The organism is Sinorhizobium fredii USDA 205 (assembly GCF_001461695.1).
Lineage (GTDB): Bacteria > Pseudomonadota > Alphaproteobacteria > Rhizobiales > Rhizobiaceae > Sinorhizobium > Sinorhizobium fredii.
Window position 1 is genome coordinate 92,546 of the sequence record NZ_AUTC01000001.1, and the last position, 17,125, is coordinate 109,670.

Below are 17,125 nucleotides of genomic sequence, written 5' to 3' on the forward strand. Positions count from 1 at the left end.
GCGGCATCTCAAGCCCCTCGCCCTTGTGGGGAGGGGTTGGGGAGGGGAAGTTTTGGTCGCTCAGCCGATCGCCATCAGGCTGGCATTGCCGCCGGCGGCAGCCGTGTTGATCGAGGCGGAAACCTCCTCGACCAGCCAGTTCAGGCAATAGGCATCCGGATTGCGGGCGATCTCCTCGCCCGAGGCGGCCTGGACCAGCACGAGCGGACCCGGCAGGCCGGCGATCACCTTGATGACCTGGCGGATACGTTCGGCGTCGCCTTCGACCAGCGCGCCGGCAAACGGACCGTCGGCGGACCAGTCCTTCGACCAGGAAACGCGCAGCGCGACGCTGTGCGGCAGGGACTTGAGCGAGGCCTGCAGGCCGGATGCGGCGTCGACGACGACGCTGTTTCCGGTCGCTAGCGCCGCGGCGAGCTGGTGGTAGAGCCCGCCCTCGGTGGCCGGCACAAGCAGAACGCGGCCGCGCGGATGCAGTGCATAGAGATTGCGTTCGCCGACCGGGCCGGGGAGTTCCAGATCCAGGCCGAGCGCCGAGGTGCTGCCGGCATTGCGGGCCGCCTCGGCCTCCGCCGTTGCACCCTTGCTGTCGAGCCACTTGGCGAAATCGAGCAGCGTCGGGTCAATATGCACGGAGCTGTGCTGCGGCGGCACCGGAGCCGGCGTCACCAGCCGGCCGAGATAGAGCGGCCCGCCGGCCTTCGGCCCGGTGCCGGAAAGGCCGCGACCGCCGAAGGGCTGCACGCCGACGACTGCGCCGATGATGTTGCGGTTGACATAGAGATTGCCGGCCTTGATGCGGCTCGTCACATGGGCGATCGTCTCGTCGAGGCGCGTGTGCAGGCCGAAGGTCAGCCCATAGCCGGTGGCGTTGATATCGTCGATCAGCCGGTCGAGATTGTCGCGGCGGTAGCGGATGACGTGCAGCACCGGCCCGAAGACCTCGCGCTTCAAATCGGAAAGCTTCTCCAGCTCGATGATCGTCGGCGGCACGAAGGTGCCCTTTTCCGTCGCGGCGGCCAGCCCGATCTGCTCCACCTTGCGGCCGAGCCCGCGCATCCGCTCGATGTGCGTCTCGATGATGTCCTTGGCCTCGGCGGAGATCACCGGGCCGACATCCACGGAAAGACGGTCGGTGCGGCCGATGTTCAATTCGTGAAGCGCGCCTTTCAGCATGGTCAGCGTGCGATCGGCGACGTCCTCCTGCAGGCAGAGCACGCGCAGCGCCGAGCAGCGCTGGCCGGCACTGTCGAAGGCCGAGGCGATGACATCGCCGACGACCTGTTCGGCAAGCGCCGAGGAATCGACGATCATCGCGTTCTGGCCGCCGGTTTCGGCAATGAGCGGGATCGGCCGGCCGGCCGCCGAGAGCCGATCGGCGAGCTGCGCCTGGATGAGCCGCGCCACCTCCGTCGAGCCGGTGAACATCACGCCGGCGGTCTCGGGTGCGGCAACCAGGGCGGCGCCGACGCGGCCGTCGCCCGGCAGGAGCTGCAGCGCGCTGGCCGGCACGCCGGCCTCATGCAGGATGCGCACCCCTTCGGCGGCGATCAGCGGCGTTTCTTCCGCCGGCTTGGCCAGCACCGGGTTGCCGGCGACGAGAGCGGCGGCGATCTGCCCGGTGAAGATTGCCAGCGGAAAGTTCCACGGGCTGATGCAGACGACCGCACCGAGCGGCCGGTGGGCCTGGCCAAGGGTCCGGCGCGTCTGTTCGGCGTAATAGCGCAGGAAATCGATCGCCTCGCGCACCTCGGCAATCGCATTCAGCAACGACTTGCCTGCCTCGCGCACGATCAGCCCGAGGAGCGTCGGCATGCGTGCCTGCATCAAATCGGCGGCGCGGTCGAGGCAGGCCGCCCGTTCGGCCGGGGAAACCGCAGCCCAACTCGGGGCCGCGTCGGCGGCAAGGCGCACGGCCCGCTTCGCGTCTTCCTCGGAAGTCTCCGTGACCGAGCCGACGCGGTCACGGTGGTCGCCGGGATTGACAACAGGGCGCGTCTCGCCCGAAGCCGCGCCGCTTGCAAGTTGCGGTGCCGCGGTCCAACCGATCGCGGCGCTTGCCTTGAGCGTCTCGGTCAAGGCGGCAAGGGTCGCTTCATTGGATATGTCGAGGCCGGCGGAATTCGGCCGCGTTGCAAACAGCTCGGCCGGCAGCGCTATCTTCTCGTGCTTCGCACCGACGAGCGGCATGGCGCGGACGATTTCTACCGGATCGGCGATCAACTCGTCGATCGAAACGCCCGGATCGGCGATGCGATGCACGAAGGAGGAGTTGGCGCCGTTCTCGAGCAGGCGGCGGACGAGATAGGCAAGCAGTGTTTCGTGCGTGCCGACCGGCGCATAGATGCGGCAGGGCCGGCCGAGATTCTCCCGTCCGACCACCTCTTCATAGAGCGGCTCGCCCATGCCGTGCAGGCACTGGAACTCGTACTTGCCGACGTGAAAGTCCTTGCCGGCCATGTGGTGGATGGTGGCGAGCGTCTGGGCGTTGTGCGTGGCGAATTGCGGGAAAACCGCATCCGTCGCCGAAAGCAGCTTGCGGGCGCAGGCGATGTAGGAAACGTCTGTATGGATCTTGCGGGTGAAGACCGGGAAATCCTCGAGCCCGTCGAGTTGCGCCCGCTTGATTTCGGCGTCCCAATAGGCGCCCTTGACGAGCCTGACCATGATGCGCCGGCCGGCGCGCCGGGCCAGATCGATGAGGAAATCGAGCACGAAGGGGCAGCGCTTGCCATAGGCCTGCACGACGAAGCCCATGCCGTTCCAGTCGGCAAGATCGGCATCGAGGCAAAGCTCTTCCAGAAGGTCGAGCGACAGTTCCAGCCGGTCGGCCTCTTCGGCGTCGATGTTGAAGCCGATATCGTATTTCTTGGCAAGGAGGGCGAGCGACTTCACCTTCGGCAGCAATTCGTCCATCACCCGCGAGGCCTGCGCCCGCGTATAGCGCGGATGCAGCGCGGAGAGCTTGATCGAGATGCCGGGGCCTTCGTAAATGCCGCGTCCGGCAGAGGCCTTGCCGATCGCGTGGATGGCCGCCTCATAGTCCTTGTAGTAGCGCTCCGCGTCGGCGGCGGTCGTCGCCGCTTCGCCGAGCATGTCGTAGGAATAGCGAAACCCCTTCTGCTCGAGCGCGCGGGAGCGGCGCAGCGCCTCGTCGATCGTCTCGCCGGTCACGAATTGCTCGCCCATCATCCGCATGGCCATGTCGACGCCGCGGCGGATCACCGGCTCGCCGCAGCGCGAGATCAGCCGCGTCAGCGCCGCGGCGAGGCTGCGGTCGTTGACCGTCGAGGTCAGCTTGCCCGTGACGACCAGACCCCAGGTGGCGGCGTTGACGAACAGCGACCGGCCGCCGCCGAGATGGGACTTCCAGTTGCCTTCGGAGATCTTGTCGCGGATCAGCGCGTCGCGGGTTGCCGTGTCGGGAATGCGCAGCAGCGCCTCCGCAAGGCACATGAGTGCCACGCCCTCCTGGCTCGAAAGCGAGTATTCCTGCACCAGCCCCTCGACGCCCGAACCCTTGTGCTTGGCGCGCAGCGCCGCGACCAGCTTGCGGGCGGTCCCGGCGGCGGCGTCCCGCGTTCCCCGCGGCAGTGTCGCGGCTTCGACGAGCGGCGGCAGGCATTCCGTCTCGGGCCGGCGATAGGCGGCGGTGATCGCCTGGCGCAGCGTGCTCTGCGTCCGGATCGGCGGCGCAAAGTCGGCAAAGGGCGCGGGTGCGGCGTCGGTGGTGATGGTTGGTTTTTGAAGCTGGGTCTGGCTCATCGAACGCGGTCCTCCACGCGGGGTAGCGGGGCGCCCTGGCGCCCTTCAATTCGGGGCCGAAAATACGCTTCTTGCCGCCGAACATCCATCCGGCAATTTTGCTCAGGCTCAGGATGTTTCTCTAAGCGGGTTGACTATTTTGGAGAAACATGCGGATCTGGCAGGACTGATCCGAATGTTTCCATGTTCAGGCGGCGGCGCCGAAAAGGCGTTGGCGGGCCATCAGGCATTCGTCGTCACCGGGCATGCACGTCCGGCAGACAATGGGTCTTACGGCGTAGACCTTGCAGGCGACAAACTTGCCGAGCGCGCCTTCGAGCGCCGTGCAGCGGTCGTTTTCGCAGCGCATGCCGCCAAGGTCGGCTGCGACATGGTCCGCCGGTATTTGTTCCAGCTCCTCTTCCGTCTCCAGCGAAAAGCGCGGCCATTCGGCCGAATAGGCGCAACAGGCGCCACAGCTCTGGCAATCGAAATCGTAATGGGGGGAAAGGGCAGAGGTCATGGCGCCAGCCTAGCACGAAGCCGGAAGTGTCGAAATGGCCTACAGCGTTGTGCGTCTTTGCAGACGCAGCACTTTGATTTGCCGCATGCTTCACGCCACTGCGGCATCGCGCTTGGCGATCTCGTAGTCTTCCGTGTGGACGAGCACCCCGTCGCGCGTGACGAGCGCAATACCGTAGGCCGCCGGCTCGTCCACCGACAGCGAGGCGTCCGGAATGTCGAAGGGCATAGGCTGCTGATGCACCGTACTCTTGAAGACGGAGAAGGGGATGCCGCGGCTGGAGCCGCTTATGGTGCGGTGCACATGGCCGGCGAAGATGTGGCGGACATTGCCGTGCCGCCGAACCAGTCCATAGAAATCCTCCTCGTTGATGAGGCGGAACATATCGATGCCGACAAAGCCGGTGACGTGCGGCGGGTGATGCATGAAGATCAGCACCGGCCGGTCGCCGGCGCTTGCGAGTTGCCGGTCGAGCCAGCCGAGGCGCCTGTCGCAAAGATAGCCGGCATGGCTGACTGGATAGTCGTAGGGCGGCGCAAACAGCGTGTCGAGGAGAATGGCGCGGCAGTCGGCAAAATCGATCACCTGCTGGACGAAGCCGTTGTCATCCGTTGGCGCCTCGTCGAAGACGTCCAGAAACGCCTCGCGGCGGTCGTGATTGCCTATCATGACCGCCGCCGGCGGATTGAGTTCGCCGAGAAGGGCTTTCAGCCGCTCGTAGGAGGCGCGGTCCGCTCCATGCGCCAGATCACCCGCGAAGATCACGCGATCCGCGTCGGCATGGTAGCGATTGACATGCGCGATGCCGGCGGCCAGCCGCCGATAGGGATCGATCCCTATGATCGACATGCCCTCGGGAACCATGTGCAAATCGGTGAAGATGATGAACTTCGTCATGGATCGGCCCGGCGCGATGCGTTTTCTTTTCACGCTCCCGCGCCTGTGTCTGGGCGTCAAGCGGCAACTTTGGGTGCGTGGGGGAGGCAACGCGCCTTGGCACGCGGCGCACTTGCGGCTGGACCATGAAAGCGGTATGCCTGATATATCAGATGACACTGACGCTGTTCCGGAGACACGGCCATGAGATGGAAACGCACGATTCAGTTGCTGGACGTTCATTGCGAGGGCGAGATCGGCAAGGTGGCGATCGGTGGCGTGCCGAAGATCCCGGGCAACTCGATCGCCGAGCAGCTGAACCACATCAACACGGTGGATGACGGCCTGCGCCGTTTCCTCTGCCTCGAGCCGCGCGCCGCCTCGATAGGCTCCGTCAACCTGCTGCTTCCCCCAAAGCGGCCGGAGGCGGACGCCGGCTTCATCATCCTGCAGGCCGACCAGGCCCATGCCATGTCCGGTTCCAATTCGATCTGCGTCACGACGGCGCTGCTCGAATCCGGCATGATCGAGATGAAGGAGCCGGAAACCGTGGTGATGCTCGACACGGCGGCGGGCCTGGTGAAGGCGAGGCCACCTGCCGGGACGGCCGCTGCGAGCGGGTGAAGCTCACCATGGTGCCGTCCTTCGTCCAGGAACTGGATGTCGAGGTGGATACGCCCGAATGGGGCCGCATCAAGCTCGATCTCTGCTTCGGCGGCGTCTTCTATGCGCTGGTCGACGTCAACCAGATCGGCACGACGATCGACAAGGCGAATGCGCGCCGGATCGTCGAGGCCGGCATGGCCCTGAAGGACCTCGTCAACCGCACGCTGCCGGTCGTGCATCCGGAAATCCCGGAAATCAAGGGCGTCGCCTATGTGATGTTCCGCGACACCGAGGCGGACGGAGCGGTCAGGACCTGCACCACCATGTGGCCGGGCCGCGTCGACCGCTCGCCCTGCGGCACGGGCAGCTCGGCCAATCTCGCCACGCTCCATGCGCGCGGCAAGGTCAAGCCGGGCGACGTCTTGAAATCCCGCTCGATCATCGGCTCGGAATTCGAAGTCGGCCTCGAAGCCGTGACGACGGTGGCCGGGCGAGAGGCGATCATTCCGACCATTTCAGGCCGGGGCTGGACCTTCGGTCTGCATCAGGTGGCGCTCGACCCGTTCGATCCGCTCGCCGATGGATTCGCGCTGACCGATACCTGGGGGCCGCAGGCGGGCGAGATCCGCTAGAGCCCGGGCTGCTCGGGCCTAAAGCGCGTTGCAACGTATTCACGCGGCCCGCTTTAGCTTCTTGTTTTTATGCATGTCGTTACCCCAAAACCGCTGCGCACTTTTGGGCGACATGCATTAGGTGCGTGACGCACAGACACAATCCTCACTGGAGCTTGCTCGTCTTCGCACGCTCGGACCATTGTGCCGCGAGGGCGCCATCTGCCCGAGTGCCGACGCCGTCCCGGTAGGCGACGGCGAGATTGCGGGCTGCGACGACATTGCCCGCGGCCGCAGCGCGTTGGTAGAGGTCGAAAGCCGCTTCGGCCTCACCACGTTCCACGAGCCGGGTGCCGTACATCGCCATCGCCAGAGCGTGGCCGTTTTGCGCCGCTTCGCCGAGGATCTGAAGCGATTTCAATTTCTCGCCGGCCCGGTCGAGGACGCGGGCAAGCTGGAACTGCGTCCGCGCATCGCCATTCTGGTTATAGGCCTCGCGGCAGGCCGATAGCGCGACGCCGATGCGGATATCCTCGGTGGCGACGGCCGGAAACGCCCTGTTGCGCTCGAGATCGAGTTCGCTGCCGGCTTCCCGGTCGCACTGTTCGGCGGCGGTGAGATCGCCGGCATGCGCCGAAGGCGCCGCAATCGCCGCGAATGACAGAAGCATCGCAGTTGCAAGCAGAACGGCATTTGCACTGCGGATGGTCGGGTTGATCCGGGTATCCATGACACTCTCCCTTGTCCGGCCGCTATCCTAGAACTGGCGTGAGGCGGCGCCTGTTCCGAGCGAAACAGCCAGGAGCCGGAGGGCCGTTGAACTGGGCAGGGCGCAAGCGGCGCCTTGCATCCTCGATGCGTCGGTCTATCCTCGAACCAGGGCTTGAACAGGGAGCGCTGCAATCGCAGCGGGGAGCGGCCGATGCCGCAGCTAAATATCAACAGAAGAATGCTGCTTGGCAGCCTGATCTTGGCGGCGGTCGGCTGCCGGGCGGCGACGGCCGCGACCGGAGCAGTCGTCGGCAAGGCGCAGACGATCCGCGGCAATGTCCGCCGCCGGCAGGGAGATGCGGAGGAGCGGCTTGCCGCTGGCGGCGCGGTACTCGACCGGGACTACGTCACGACGAGCACCAACAGCTTTGCCGATCTCGCCCTCAGCGAAACACGCATTCTTCTCGGACCCCAGACGGAGCTGTTGATCGACAGCTTCATCGCCGGCGAGGGGGGCACGCTCGAGCTCGGCGTCGGACGAATGGTTTTTGACCGGCCGCAGGGACTGCCGAAGGTGGACGTGGCGATCCGCACGGCCTTCGGAATGATCGGCGTTCGCGGCACGAAGTTTTTCTGCGGACCCAGCCGGGCGGCAGCCTTCGCCGTCTTCGTCGAGCACGGTGCCGTCAGCGTCGAAGGCGGCGGCATCGCGCGGAGGCTGACTGCCGGCGAGGGAGTGGACTTCGACCGGCCCGGCGCAGCTCCAGGTGAGGTGACGCGATGGGGGCAGGCGCGCATCCGCGAGGCCTATGCGAGCGTCGGTCTACGTTGAAGTCCGAAGTCCGCCAGCATTGGCGACGGTGAAGAGCTCCATCGATCCGAAGCTGCGGATGTCATGCTGGCCGAGCGCGCGAAGCCCGATCGTGCACTCAGCGGCGGCTGCCGGGCCGATGCAGATTGCCGTCCCGAGGAACTTGTTCGCCTCCTGGAGGCGCGCGGCGAGGCTCACCGCGTCGCCGTGGGCGGTGTAGTCGAGCTTGCCGCCGGCACCGACCTCCCCCAGGACCGCCGGTCCGGTCTCGATGCCGATCCGCGTCCTGCCGAAATCATGCTTGGCAAATTGCGGTCGCTGCCGCATTTCTTCGGTCAAGGCGTGGATCGACATGGCGCATTGGATGGCCTTGTCGACATGGTCGGCGAGATCCTCCGGCGCGTTGAAAAGCGAATGGACCGCATCGCCGACCACCTTATCGACCATGCCGCCATGGCGAGCGACGAGCGCGTTCACCTCCGCGAAATAAATGTCGAGCAGGGCCACGAGGTCGCGGGGTCCGAGTTGCTGGGAAAGCTTTGAGAAGCCTTCGATATCGGTGAACAGCGCGGTTACCGGCCGCTCTTCGCCCGTCGTATCGCCGCGGTCAGGATCGTCTATGTAGCGTGCCACTACCGACTGCGGCAGATATTGCGAGAATTTCTGCCGGGCGGTCGCTTCGGCGCGGCGCGCCCGGGCCAATTGCAGCGCGCTCGTCACGATGAGGATCGCCACCAGTGCGACCGAGATGCCAATGGCGTCGAAGAGCCAGCCGGTCGTGGCATAGATCGCGCCTGCGAAAGCACTGACGGCAAGCACCGCCGCCGCGCCGAGTGTCAGTGACATCATGGGCCGCAGTTTGGTCGCGCCATAGGCGGCGGCGACGCCCACGGCGAGACTGAATATTGCCTCGATCAGGGGCAGATCGCCGTCGCGATAGGGCACGAACCCGGTGACAACCGCATTGGCTATGTCGGCATGGATCTGCACCGAGGGCTCGAGCGGCATGGAGGCGGTCGGTCTCAGGCCGCCGAGGCTCGGCATGCTGCTGCCGAGGAAGACCAGCTTGCCGGCGATCCTGGCCCTGTCGATCCTGCCCGCCAGGACGTCGGCCGCCGAAACCGTCCGGGCGGCGAGCGCCGCTGGCGAACTCGCCACGAAACGAAGATTGCCATCCGCATCGAGCGGGATGATCGCATGGTCGAGTCTCAACCAGGCAGGCGCTCCGCCAAGCACCGGCGTGCTGCTTGCCGCGCCCAGCCGGCCCGCTTCGATGCCGAGCGCCGGAAAGGCGTCGTTACCGACGATGGCGAAAGCCTGCGCGCGCCGGACGCGTGCATCCTTGTCTCCGACAAGAATCGCCGCCGTCGCCGCCTTCGACCGGTCCATGAACATCGGGCAGGCGGTTTCCGCGCCTTGGATGAACCATTGTTCGGGGACGGCAAGCTGACGTCGCAACGCCAGTGGCGGAACGGGACGCGGACGTTCGGGGGAGCGCTCGGCAGCCAGAAATCCCAGGACAACCGGCGCTTCGCCGATCGCTGAAGCAAGCGCCGAATTTGCCGGCGAGGCCGGATCGCAGTCGGAACTGAAGACGAAGTCGACGGCGATCGCCTTCGGTCGGGCGGCTGCAAGCCGCGCGATCAGCTCAGCCGTCGCACCCCGATCCCAGTTTTCGGACCTTGCCTCGTAGGCCACCCGATCGATGTCGACCACGACGATATCCGCCGAGCGCGGGGAGGAGACCCATTGGGTAAGATTGTCGAAGAAGAGTTCGCGCGGCGTCCGGAAGACCGTCTCGGCATAAAGGTAGAGAACGAGCGCCGTGGCCAGGCTCGCGATGATCCCGCCGGCAAGCGGGCTGATGCGGCGATGCGGCCATGGCGTCAGGCTCAATCGGCCTAGTCCTCCGGTGGATCGGCTATCATCAACAGTCGTCCCACATTACACGAGACGATGCCGTCCGTCCGCTTGAGAGCGCCATGTTCCTCGAGCCAGAGTATGGCGCGGTTCACCTTCGGTCGGCTGGCACCGAGAATCGCGGCGATATCGGTCTGGCTCAGCGTCAGGCGAAGATTGGCGCTTGCCGGCAGCTCGTTGCCGTGGATCTGCCGGAGCGTCGCCAGGAAGAAGCGTGCGACGCGGGCGTTGAGGTCGTAGAGCGCGATCGTCTCCAGCCGGTCGGTCGTGTCGCGCAGCTGCGCGCAGAGGAAGCGGATGACCGCCTCGGCAATGCTCGGCTTCTGGGTGATGAGATCGAGAAAGGCCTTCTTGCCGATCACATAGCCCTCCGCGGCGGTGACCGCAGTCGCGTCGGCCGAGCGCGGCTGATCGTCGAGCAGCGCCATTTCGCCGAACAGCGCCCCGGCCTCGTGCTGACGCAGCATCAGCTCGCGGCCCTGCGGCGTGAACAGCGACAGCTTGATGCGCCCGGAAACCACGACAATCATGTAGTTGCCTTCGTCGCCGCGCTGGAAGATGACCGTGCCTGCCGGCCACCTGCGGTAGCTGGCGATGTCGGCGAGTTCGCAAAGCGTTTCCTTGTCGAACTCTTCGAAAATCGGAAAGGACCGCCAAAAGGCGGGACTCCGGTTGATGTCGGTCATAAGATTTCCCCGCGTGCCCTTGCGCGTGCGAATTCTTTACGCAGATGCGGCCTCTTGCAACAGAAAAGCGCTTGGCCGATCGGAGCTTTGCGGCGTCGTGGCCAATGCATTGACGATATCACGCAGTCGTCTCGAAATTGTGAACGATCCGTTTCCTTCAGGACGGCTAGTCGATCCAGAAAATGCTGATATTCCTGTTGGCAAATCAGTTTCCAACAGGAGCCTCGCGCATGCCTCAGAATGTCATCGTCCTCGTCGGGCGTGTTCTTCTCTCAATCATTTTCATCGTCTCCGGCTTCGGCAAGCTCAGCGATCCGGCGGGCACGGCCGGCATGATCACCAATGCCGGCTGGCCGGCGGCAACCGCGCTTGCTTATCTCGCCGGTCTTTTCGAACTCGTAGCGGGCCTCGCCGTCCTCGTCGGCTTCCAGACGCGCATTGCGTCGTACCTGCTGGCGGCCTTCTGCCTTGTCACCGCTTTCGTCTTCCATAGCGGCCCGATCAACATTCCCGACTTCCCGGAAGCGGCAAACGGTCTTCTGTCCGTGTTCAACCAGATCATGATGATGAAGAACATCACCATTGCCGGCGCCTTCCTGGTGCTTGGCTCCTTCGGCCCGGGTGCGCTCTCGCTTGACGCCCGCCTCGGCAGGCCCGTCGCCGCCTGAGGCGCAAGTCGTCATTTGGATGAAAGCAAGGACCCGCCGGCATGACCGGCGGGTCCTTTGCATCGTGGTGCAGTCTCAGGGGTAGATCACGCCCTTGCGCAGGATGACATTGCCGTAGAGGCGCGGCTCGCTGGTCTGAACGACCGTATGGGCGGCTTTGACGCGCGGATAGAACTCCGCGCCGAGAAGCGGAACGACCGGCTGCCCCGGCTCGCGCTTGCGGCAGCATTCGATGATCTCCCGGTGCACCGGATCCAGCGCGTCCTTGTCCTGTTTGACCGTGGCGCGGAAGATCGCCTCCGGTACGAAATCGTCGATCGGCAGCACGCTGAGGATAGCGTCGAGCACGGGGATCAAGTGGTGGCCGTCGAGGCGCACCAGCCGGCGCGCATGCTCCTGGCCCGGATAGTTCCCGTCGACGAGGGCGATCTCGTCGCCATGCCCCATCGCCCTGAGCGCGGCAAGCAATTCCGGGCTCAGGATGGGATCTATTCCTTTCAGCATTCTCAAAGCTCCTTGAAGAGGACATTGGTGTCCAGCAGATAGCGGGAAAAGAGCGGCAGGCTCGCACCGCCGATCGCCCGGGCGTGGCTGCCCACTGCGCCTTCGACGAGGTCCGGGAGCGTGACGCCCTGGAGGTCGAGTTCCTGAAGCGCCTTGCGGGTTGCGGCGAGGAGGCGGGCCCGTACCCAGGGCGGGAAGCCGCCGTCGATGACCGCGGCGGAAAAGTCGACGATGGAGACGGCCGAGACGATGGCCTGGGCGAGTGCTGCCGCCGAATCCTGGATCCAGACTTCGAGGGGTTCGCCGAAATCGATCCAGTCGTCGGCCGAATACCAGAGCGGCCTCGGATCCATGCCGCGTTCGCGCAGCAGCTTCTCGAGGACGAAGACCGAGGCGATCTTCAGCAACTGCGTCGTCTTGCCGTCCCTGCCCGACACCGGCAGCGGACCGACGGCGCCGGCAGTGCCGGTGCGGCCCGAGAACAGCGCGGAGTTGATGACGACGCCGCCGCCGATGAACGAGCCGATGTAGAAATAGACGAAATCAGGATAGTTGGCGCCGACGCCGAAGGCGAGCTCTGCCCCGCAGGCACTGGTGCCGTCGTTCTGCAGGAAAACGGGGTGCGGCGTCCGCGCCGCGACCGCCGCTTGCAGGTCGAAATTGCGCCATCTGTCCATTTCCTCGCGCGGCGCGCCGACTTCTTCGGCCCAGTTCCACAGTTCGAAAGGCGTCGCGATGCCCACGCCGGCGATGTGCTTGCGATCTTCGGGACTGAGCTGCCGCTCGAGCTTTTCGATGCCCTCGACGATGAAGGTGACGAGGTCGTCGGGCAGCGGGTAGGTATGGATCTGGTGGAGATGCAGGCGGATGTTGCCGAGGAAATCCATCAGCACCAGGTCGGCGCTGCGACGGCCGATCTTGACCCCGAAGGAATAGACCGCATCCGGGTTGAGCCGCATCGGGATCGAGGGTTGACCGACGCGGCCGCGCACCGGGTCACCGCGGACGAGCAGCCCGTCGGCCTCGAGCGCGCGCATGATGACCGAGACGGTCTGTGCGGAAAGTCCGGAGCGGCGGGCGATCTCCGCCTTGGACAGGCTGCCGTGGCGACGCACCAGAGACATGACCAGCCGCTCGTTATAGGCGCGCACGCGCGTCTGGTTCGCCCCACCGCTCGGGTCGATCACATCCGGTTGCGCCTCTCCCCGGTGGGGGTTCCCTATCAGTGACATGCCACCGTCTCCTCCCGTTGGCATCCCTTCATGCGAGATCTGCCGATTCCTTCTCGCCGCTTACGTCGATTCGGCAGCGGTGGCTCGCGCCGGACCTGCTGCACGCAGAATGCCATATCCAGATAATAATTCAATTTGATTTATTTATTGACACCTCGGAATTTTGGTGTTTGATTGACGCTCGGAAGCGCCGCCCGCAGGAGGAGAATGCTGCGGGGGTGAAGCCTGAAGGCCGGTTCCGGCACTGTTTAAACCTTGGGAGGGTTTGATGAAGAAAACTGTTCTTTCCACCGCATTCGGCGCGCTCGCTCTCGGCGTTGCCTTCGCGTCGCCGTCGCAGGCGGCCGATGTCTCTGCCTGCCTCATCACCAAGACCGACACCAACCCTTTCTTCGTGAAGATGAAGGAAGGCGCGAGCGCCAAGGCCCAGGAACTCGGCGTCACGCTGAAAGCCTATGCCGGCAAGGTCGACGGTGATCACGACAGCCAGGTTGCCGCCGTCGAGTCCTGCATTGCCGATGGGGCGAAGGGCATTCTCATCGCTGCGTCCGACACCAAGGCGATCGTCGATCAGGTCAAGAAGGCGCAGGCCGCGGGCATTCTCGTGATCGCCCTCGATACGCCTCTCGATCCGGCGACGGCTGCCGACGCGACATTCGCGACCGACAACCTGCTGGCAGGCAAGCTCATCGGCCAGTGGGCCGCCGCGACGATGGGCGAAAACGCCAAGACCGCAAAAATCGGCTTCCTCGACCTTATCCCGTCGCAGCCGACCGTCGACGTGCTGCGCGACCAGGGCTTCATGATCGGCTTCGGTATCGATCCCAAGGATCCGAACAAGATCGGCGACGAGGACGATCCGCGCATCGTCGGCCATGACGTGACGAACGGCAATGAGGAAGGTGGCCGCACGGCGATGGAAAACCTTCTGCAGAAGGATCCGGACATCAACGTCATTCATACGATCAACGAGCCGGCCGCGGTCGGCGCCTACCAGGCGCTGAAAGCCGTCGGCAAGGAGAACGACGTGCTGATCGTGTCGGTCGACGGTGGTTGCCCCGGCGTCAAGTCCGTTACCGAAGGCGTCATCGGGGCCACGTCGCAGCAATATCCGCTGATGATGGCCGCACTCGGCATCGAGGCGATCAAGAAATTCGCCGACACCGGCGAGAAGCCGAAGCCGACCGAAGGCAAGGACTTCTTCGATACAGGCGTTGCGCTCGTCACCGACAAGCCGGCCGCCGGCGTCGAGTCGATCGACACCAAGGTCGGCACGGAGAAGTGCTGGGGCTGATTGCCCGCCTGTCCGAATCGAACCGACAAGGCAAGGGCGGCCCCGGCCGCCCTTCGCGTAAGCGCGCCGGGGTCTTTGACAAGGCGCGAAACCTGCGCAACCTTTAGAGCGGGATAAACAAAAGTTGTGATGCGCTTCCGCGCGCGTCCCGCTCTGGCTTCTCGGAACCGATCACGGTTGCGATCTGGATAAGGATAGTCCGGACTTGCCGCGATCGAGAAAAGTTCCGGAACCCGCTCGACGATCGGCGGGCCGCGCATCTGGCAGCAATGCAATCCCTTGAGTGGGGTTTACGGGAGGAGTCTCCATGGGCGAGCCAAATACAGCCGCACAACCATCCCAGGAGTTCGAAAAGGTCCTGGTCAACAGTTCGACGGATGTGGCGTCCTTCGACACGCATGACAAGACGCCGCTTCAGAAAATCCAGCATTTCCTGCATTCGACGCCGGCCGCCGTGCCGTTCGTCGTGCTCATTGCGTCGATCCTTGTCTTCGGGCTGGCGATCGGCGGCAGGTTCTTCTCGTCCTACACGCTGACGCTGATCCTGCAGCAGATCGCGGTCGTCGGCATGCTCGGCGCGGCGCAGACGCTGGTGATCCTGACGGCCGGCATCGATCTCTCGATCGGCGTCATCATGGTCATCTCGGCGGTCGTCATGGGCAATTGCGCGGTGAGCTACGGCCTGCCGGCGCCGATTGCAGTGGCGGCCGGCTTCCTGGTCGGCGGCGCCTGCGGGCTTTTGAACGGTCTTTTGGTGTCGCGCCTCAAGTTGCCGCCCTTCATCGTCACGCTCGGCACCTGGTACGTGGTCATGTCGACGAACTTCATCTACTCGGAGAACGCGACCATCCGCGAGGCGGACGTGACCGCGGTGACCCAGTGGTTGCATGTCTTCGGCGTGACCTTCAAGGTCGGCACTGCGGTGTTGACTCTCGGCGTCGTCGCCATGGTCGCGCTGGTCTTCGGCCTCTGGTACGCGCTGAACCACACCGCCTGGGGGCGCCATCTCTATGCGGTCGGCGACGATCCGGAAGCCGCCAAGCTCTCCGGTATCCGCGTCGGCAAGGTGTTGTTGAGCGCCTACACACTCGCCGGCTTGATCGCCGCATTGGCCGCCTGGGTCTCGATCGGCCGAAACGGCTCGATCTCTCCGTCGGCGGCCGTCACAGACTACAACCTGCAGGCCATTACCGCGGCCGTGATCGGCGGCATCTCGCTCTTTGGCGGCCGTGGCTCGATCCTCGGGACGCTGATCGGCGCGATGATCGTCGGCGTGGTGTCTATGGGCCTCAACATGCTCGGCGCCGACCCGCAATGGAAGGTCTTCCTGACCGGCGTGCTCATCATTTCCGCCGTCGCAATCGACCAGTGGATCAGAAAGGTAGCAGCGTAATGGCACAGGAACCCATTCTCACCGCCCGCGGTCTCGTCAAGCGCTATGGCCGCGTCACTGCCCTCGATCATGCCGATTTCGACCTCTACCCGGGTGAAATCCTCGCGGTGATCGGCGACAACGGCGCCGGAAAGTCCTCGATGATCAAGGCGATCTCCGGTGCCGTCACCCCGGACGAAGGCGAGATCCGCCTCGAAGGCCAGCCGATACACTTCCGCTCGCCGATGGAGGCGCGCGCCGCCGGCATCGAGACCGTCTATCAGAACCTCGCTCTGTCGCCGGCCCTTTCGATCGCCGACAACATGTTCCTCGGCCGCGAAATCCGCAAGCCGGGCATCATGGGCAAGCTGTTCCGTACGCTCGATCGTTCCGCCATGGAAAAGAGGGCGCGGGAGAAGCTTTCCGAGCTCGGCCTGATGACGATCCAGAACATCAACCAGGCGGTGGAAACGCTCTCCGGCGGCCAGCGCCAGGGCGTGGCGGTTGCGCGTGCCGCCGCCTTCGGGTCCAAGGTCGTCATCATGGACGAGCCGACCGCAGCGCTCGGCGTCAAGGAAAGCCGGCGCGTCCTGGAACTGATCCTCGACGTGCGTCGTCGCGGCCTACCGATCGTGCTGATCTCGCACAACATGCCGCATGTCTTCGAGGTGGCCGACCGGATCCACATCCACCGCCTCGGCCGTCGGCTCTGCGTCATCAATCCGAAGGAATACACCATGTCGGACGCGGTCGCCTTCATGACCGGTGCCAAGGCGCCGCCCGGCGAGGCAATCGCCGCATGAATGTGCGGTCCTTGAGGGACGAAATCCTGAAACGGGCGGCGGGAGCCGGCCGTTTCATCGTCGCCATTGCCGGCCCGCCCGGCGCCGGTAAGTCGACGCTTTCCGAATCTCTTGCCGAGGCGATTGCCGAGGCGGGGGAAAACGTGGCGGTGCTGCCGATGGACGGCTTCCACATGGATAACGCCGTCCTCGTCGACAAGGGCCTGCTGCCGCGCAAGGGGGCGCCCGAGACTTTCGACGTGCGGGCCTTCCTGTCGACGCTCGACGCGGTGCGCGCCAATGACGGCGAAGTGCTCGTTCCGGTGTTCGACCGGACCCGCGAACTGGCGATCGCCTCGGCACGGGCCATCGCGCCGGTAACGCGCATCGTGTTGGTCGAGGGCAATTACCTGCTTCTCGACGAGCTGCCGTGGAGCAGGCTCGATGGGGCATTCGACTATTCGATCTTCATCGATCCGGGGATCGACGTGCTCGAACAGCGATTGCTGCAGCGCTGGCACGATCACGGCTATGATGGGGAGACCGCTCGGAAGAAGGCCTTCGACAACGACATCCCGAACGCCCGCCGCGTCGTCGGCAGCCGCCGCGCCAGCGATCTGGTGATCCGGGATTTCTGAGATTTGGCTGCGTGCGCCATTGTCTTCGGCGGCGCAATGATGGTATCGAGGCGCGGTTTCACCACATGAGTTACCGCCCTTTCAAGCGCTTCGGCCGGCTTCGACGCCGCCCGCGCGGATCGGGCGCGCGAGCATCGGGAGAAAGCT

General features: G+C 64.9%; 14 protein-coding genes and 1 pseudogene. 7 read left to right on the forward strand and 8 right to left on the reverse strand.

Annotated features, from left to right (window positions below; all coding sequences use genetic code 11):
* Positions 1 to 60: 60 nt before the first annotated feature.
* From putA to spdA, 3 genes are all read right to left on the reverse strand, one after another.
* On the reverse strand, positions 61 to 3,765 hold the full coding sequence (gene putA / locus N181_RS00435; protein ID WP_050983981.1) for a trifunctional transcriptional regulator/proline dehydrogenase/L-glutamate gamma-semialdehyde dehydrogenase: 3,705 nt from the start codon (positions 3,763 to 3,765) through the stop codon (positions 61 to 63).
* Between the two features lie 187 nt (positions 3,766 to 3,952).
* Positions 3,953 to 4,267 (reverse strand): YkgJ family cysteine cluster protein, encoded by a 315-nt coding sequence (locus tag N181_RS00440; protein ID WP_014327126.1) that lies wholly within the window; start codon positions 4,265 to 4,267, stop codon positions 3,953 to 3,955.
* Positions 4,268 to 4,357: 90 nt separating this feature from the next.
* On the reverse strand, positions 4,358 to 5,164 hold the full coding sequence (gene spdA, locus N181_RS00445) for a 2', 3'cyclic nucleotide phosphodiesterase SpdA (RefSeq protein WP_037391823.1): 807 nt from the start codon (positions 5,162 to 5,164) through the stop codon (positions 4,358 to 4,360).
* A gap of 183 nt (positions 5,165 to 5,347) precedes the next feature.
* Here spdA and N181_RS00450 point away from each other — a divergent pair.
* Positions 5,348 to 6,381, forward strand: a pseudogene (locus tag N181_RS00450) (proline racemase family protein).
* A 145-nt stretch (positions 6,382 to 6,526) separates the two neighbouring features.
* Here the strand turns inward: N181_RS00450 and N181_RS00455 are convergent.
* Positions 6,527 to 7,090 (reverse strand): SEL1-like repeat protein, encoded by a 564-nt coding sequence (locus tag N181_RS00455; protein ID WP_014327129.1) that lies wholly within the window; start codon positions 7,088 to 7,090, stop codon positions 6,527 to 6,529.
* A 192-nt stretch (positions 7,091 to 7,282) separates the two neighbouring features.
* Between N181_RS00455 and N181_RS00460 the strand changes: the two genes are divergently transcribed.
* Positions 7,283 to 7,903 carry a FecR domain-containing protein gene (locus N181_RS00460; protein ID WP_014327130.1) on the forward strand — a complete coding sequence of 207 codons (621 nt, stop codon included), beginning with the start codon at positions 7,283 to 7,285 and terminating at the stop codon, positions 7,901 to 7,903.
* Here N181_RS00460 and N181_RS00465 read toward each other — a convergent pair.
* Positions 7,895 to 9,778 carry a CHASE2 domain-containing protein gene (locus tag N181_RS00465; RefSeq protein ID WP_014327131.1) on the reverse strand — a complete coding sequence of 628 codons (1,884 nt, stop codon included), beginning with the start codon at positions 9,776 to 9,778 and terminating at the stop codon, positions 7,895 to 7,897. The genes N181_RS00460 and N181_RS00465 overlap by 9 nt on opposite strands.
* Before the next feature lie 5 nt (positions 9,779 to 9,783).
* Entirely contained in the window at positions 9,784 to 10,488 is a 705-nt protein-coding gene (locus N181_RS00470) for a Crp/Fnr family transcriptional regulator (protein WP_014327132.1), read from the reverse strand.
* 230 nt (positions 10,489 to 10,718) lie between these two features.
* On the opposite strand from N181_RS00470, the gene N181_RS00475 reads away from it, so the two are divergent.
* On the forward strand, positions 10,719 to 11,156 hold the full coding sequence (locus N181_RS00475) for a DoxX family protein (RefSeq protein WP_014327133.1): 438 nt from the start codon (positions 10,719 to 10,721) through the stop codon (positions 11,154 to 11,156).
* 75 nt (positions 11,157 to 11,231) lie between these two features.
* On the opposite strand, the gene N181_RS00480 is transcribed toward N181_RS00475, so the two are convergent.
* Positions 11,232 to 11,660 (reverse strand): RbsD/FucU family protein, encoded by a 429-nt coding sequence (locus N181_RS00480; RefSeq protein WP_014327134.1) that lies wholly within the window; start codon positions 11,658 to 11,660, stop codon positions 11,232 to 11,234.
* Between the two features lie 2 nt (positions 11,661 to 11,662).
* Complete coding sequence (locus N181_RS00485; protein WP_014327135.1) at positions 11,663 to 12,892, reverse strand: ROK family transcriptional regulator; 1,230 nt, start codon at positions 12,890 to 12,892, stop codon at positions 11,663 to 11,665.
* A 268-nt stretch (positions 12,893 to 13,160) separates the two neighbouring features.
* Between N181_RS00485 and N181_RS00490 the strand changes: the two genes are divergently transcribed.
* The 4 genes from N181_RS00490 (at position 13,161) to N181_RS00505 (ending at position 16,978) form a co-directional block, all read left to right on the forward strand.
* Positions 13,161 to 14,186 (forward strand): sugar ABC transporter substrate-binding protein, encoded by a 1,026-nt coding sequence (locus N181_RS00490; protein ID WP_014327136.1) that lies wholly within the window; start codon positions 13,161 to 13,163, stop codon positions 14,184 to 14,186.
* Positions 14,187 to 14,493: 307 nt separating this feature from the next.
* Entirely contained in the window at positions 14,494 to 15,579 is a 1,086-nt protein-coding gene (locus tag N181_RS00495; protein ID WP_014327137.1) for an ABC transporter permease, read from the forward strand.
* The gene (locus N181_RS00500; protein WP_037391834.1) at positions 15,579 to 16,361 is read left to right on the forward strand and encodes an ATP-binding cassette domain-containing protein; all 783 of its coding nucleotides are present in this window, start codon (positions 15,579 to 15,581) and stop codon (positions 16,359 to 16,361) included. The genes N181_RS00495 and N181_RS00500 overlap by 1 nt, the downstream gene beginning before the upstream one ends.
* Positions 16,358 to 16,978, forward strand: a complete 621-nt coding sequence (locus N181_RS00505; protein WP_014327138.1) for a nucleoside triphosphate hydrolase — start codon at positions 16,358 to 16,360, stop codon at positions 16,976 to 16,978. Before N181_RS00500 ends, N181_RS00505 begins: the two co-directional genes overlap by 4 nt.
* The last annotated feature ends 147 nt before the right edge of the window (positions 16,979 to 17,125 follow it).

Excerpts from the sequence above, each read along its gene's own strand:
- N181_RS00505 (WP_014327138.1), top strand. The coding sequence starts at position 16,358 with ATGAATGTGCGGTCCTTGAGGGACGAAATCCTGAAACGGGCGGCGGGA.
- N181_RS00485 (WP_014327135.1), bottom strand. The coding sequence starts at position 12,892 with ATGTCACTGATAGGGAACCCCCACCGGGGAGAGGCGCAACCGGATGTG.
- N181_RS00495 (WP_014327137.1), top strand. The coding sequence starts at position 14,494 with ATGGGCGAGCCAAATACAGCCGCACAACCATCCCAGGAGTTCGAAAAG.
- putA (WP_050983981.1), bottom strand. The coding sequence starts at position 3,765 with ATGAGCCAGACCCAGCTTCAAAAACCAACCATCACCACCGACGCCGCA.
- N181_RS00455 (WP_014327129.1), bottom strand. The coding sequence starts at position 7,090 with ATGGATACCCGGATCAACCCGACCATCCGCAGTGCAAATGCCGTTCTG.
- N181_RS00490 (WP_014327136.1), top strand. The coding sequence starts at position 13,161 with ATGAAGAAAACTGTTCTTTCCACCGCATTCGGCGCGCTCGCTCTCGGC.
- N181_RS00475 (WP_014327133.1), top strand. The coding sequence starts at position 10,719 with ATGCCTCAGAATGTCATCGTCCTCGTCGGGCGTGTTCTTCTCTCAATC.
- N181_RS00480 (WP_014327134.1), bottom strand. The coding sequence starts at position 11,660 with ATGCTGAAAGGAATAGATCCCATCCTGAGCCCGGAATTGCTTGCCGCG.
- N181_RS00440 (WP_014327126.1), bottom strand. The coding sequence starts at position 4,267 with ATGACCTCTGCCCTTTCCCCCCATTACGATTTCGATTGCCAGAGCTGT.
- N181_RS00470 (WP_014327132.1), bottom strand. The coding sequence starts at position 10,488 with ATGACCGACATCAACCGGAGTCCCGCCTTTTGGCGGTCCTTTCCGATT.
- N181_RS00500 (WP_037391834.1), top strand. The coding sequence starts at position 15,579 with ATGGCACAGGAACCCATTCTCACCGCCCGCGGTCTCGTCAAGCGCTAT.
- N181_RS00460 (WP_014327130.1), top strand. The coding sequence starts at position 7,283 with ATGCCGCAGCTAAATATCAACAGAAGAATGCTGCTTGGCAGCCTGATC.
- spdA (WP_037391823.1), bottom strand. The coding sequence starts at position 5,164 with ATGACGAAGTTCATCATCTTCACCGATTTGCACATGGTTCCCGAGGGC.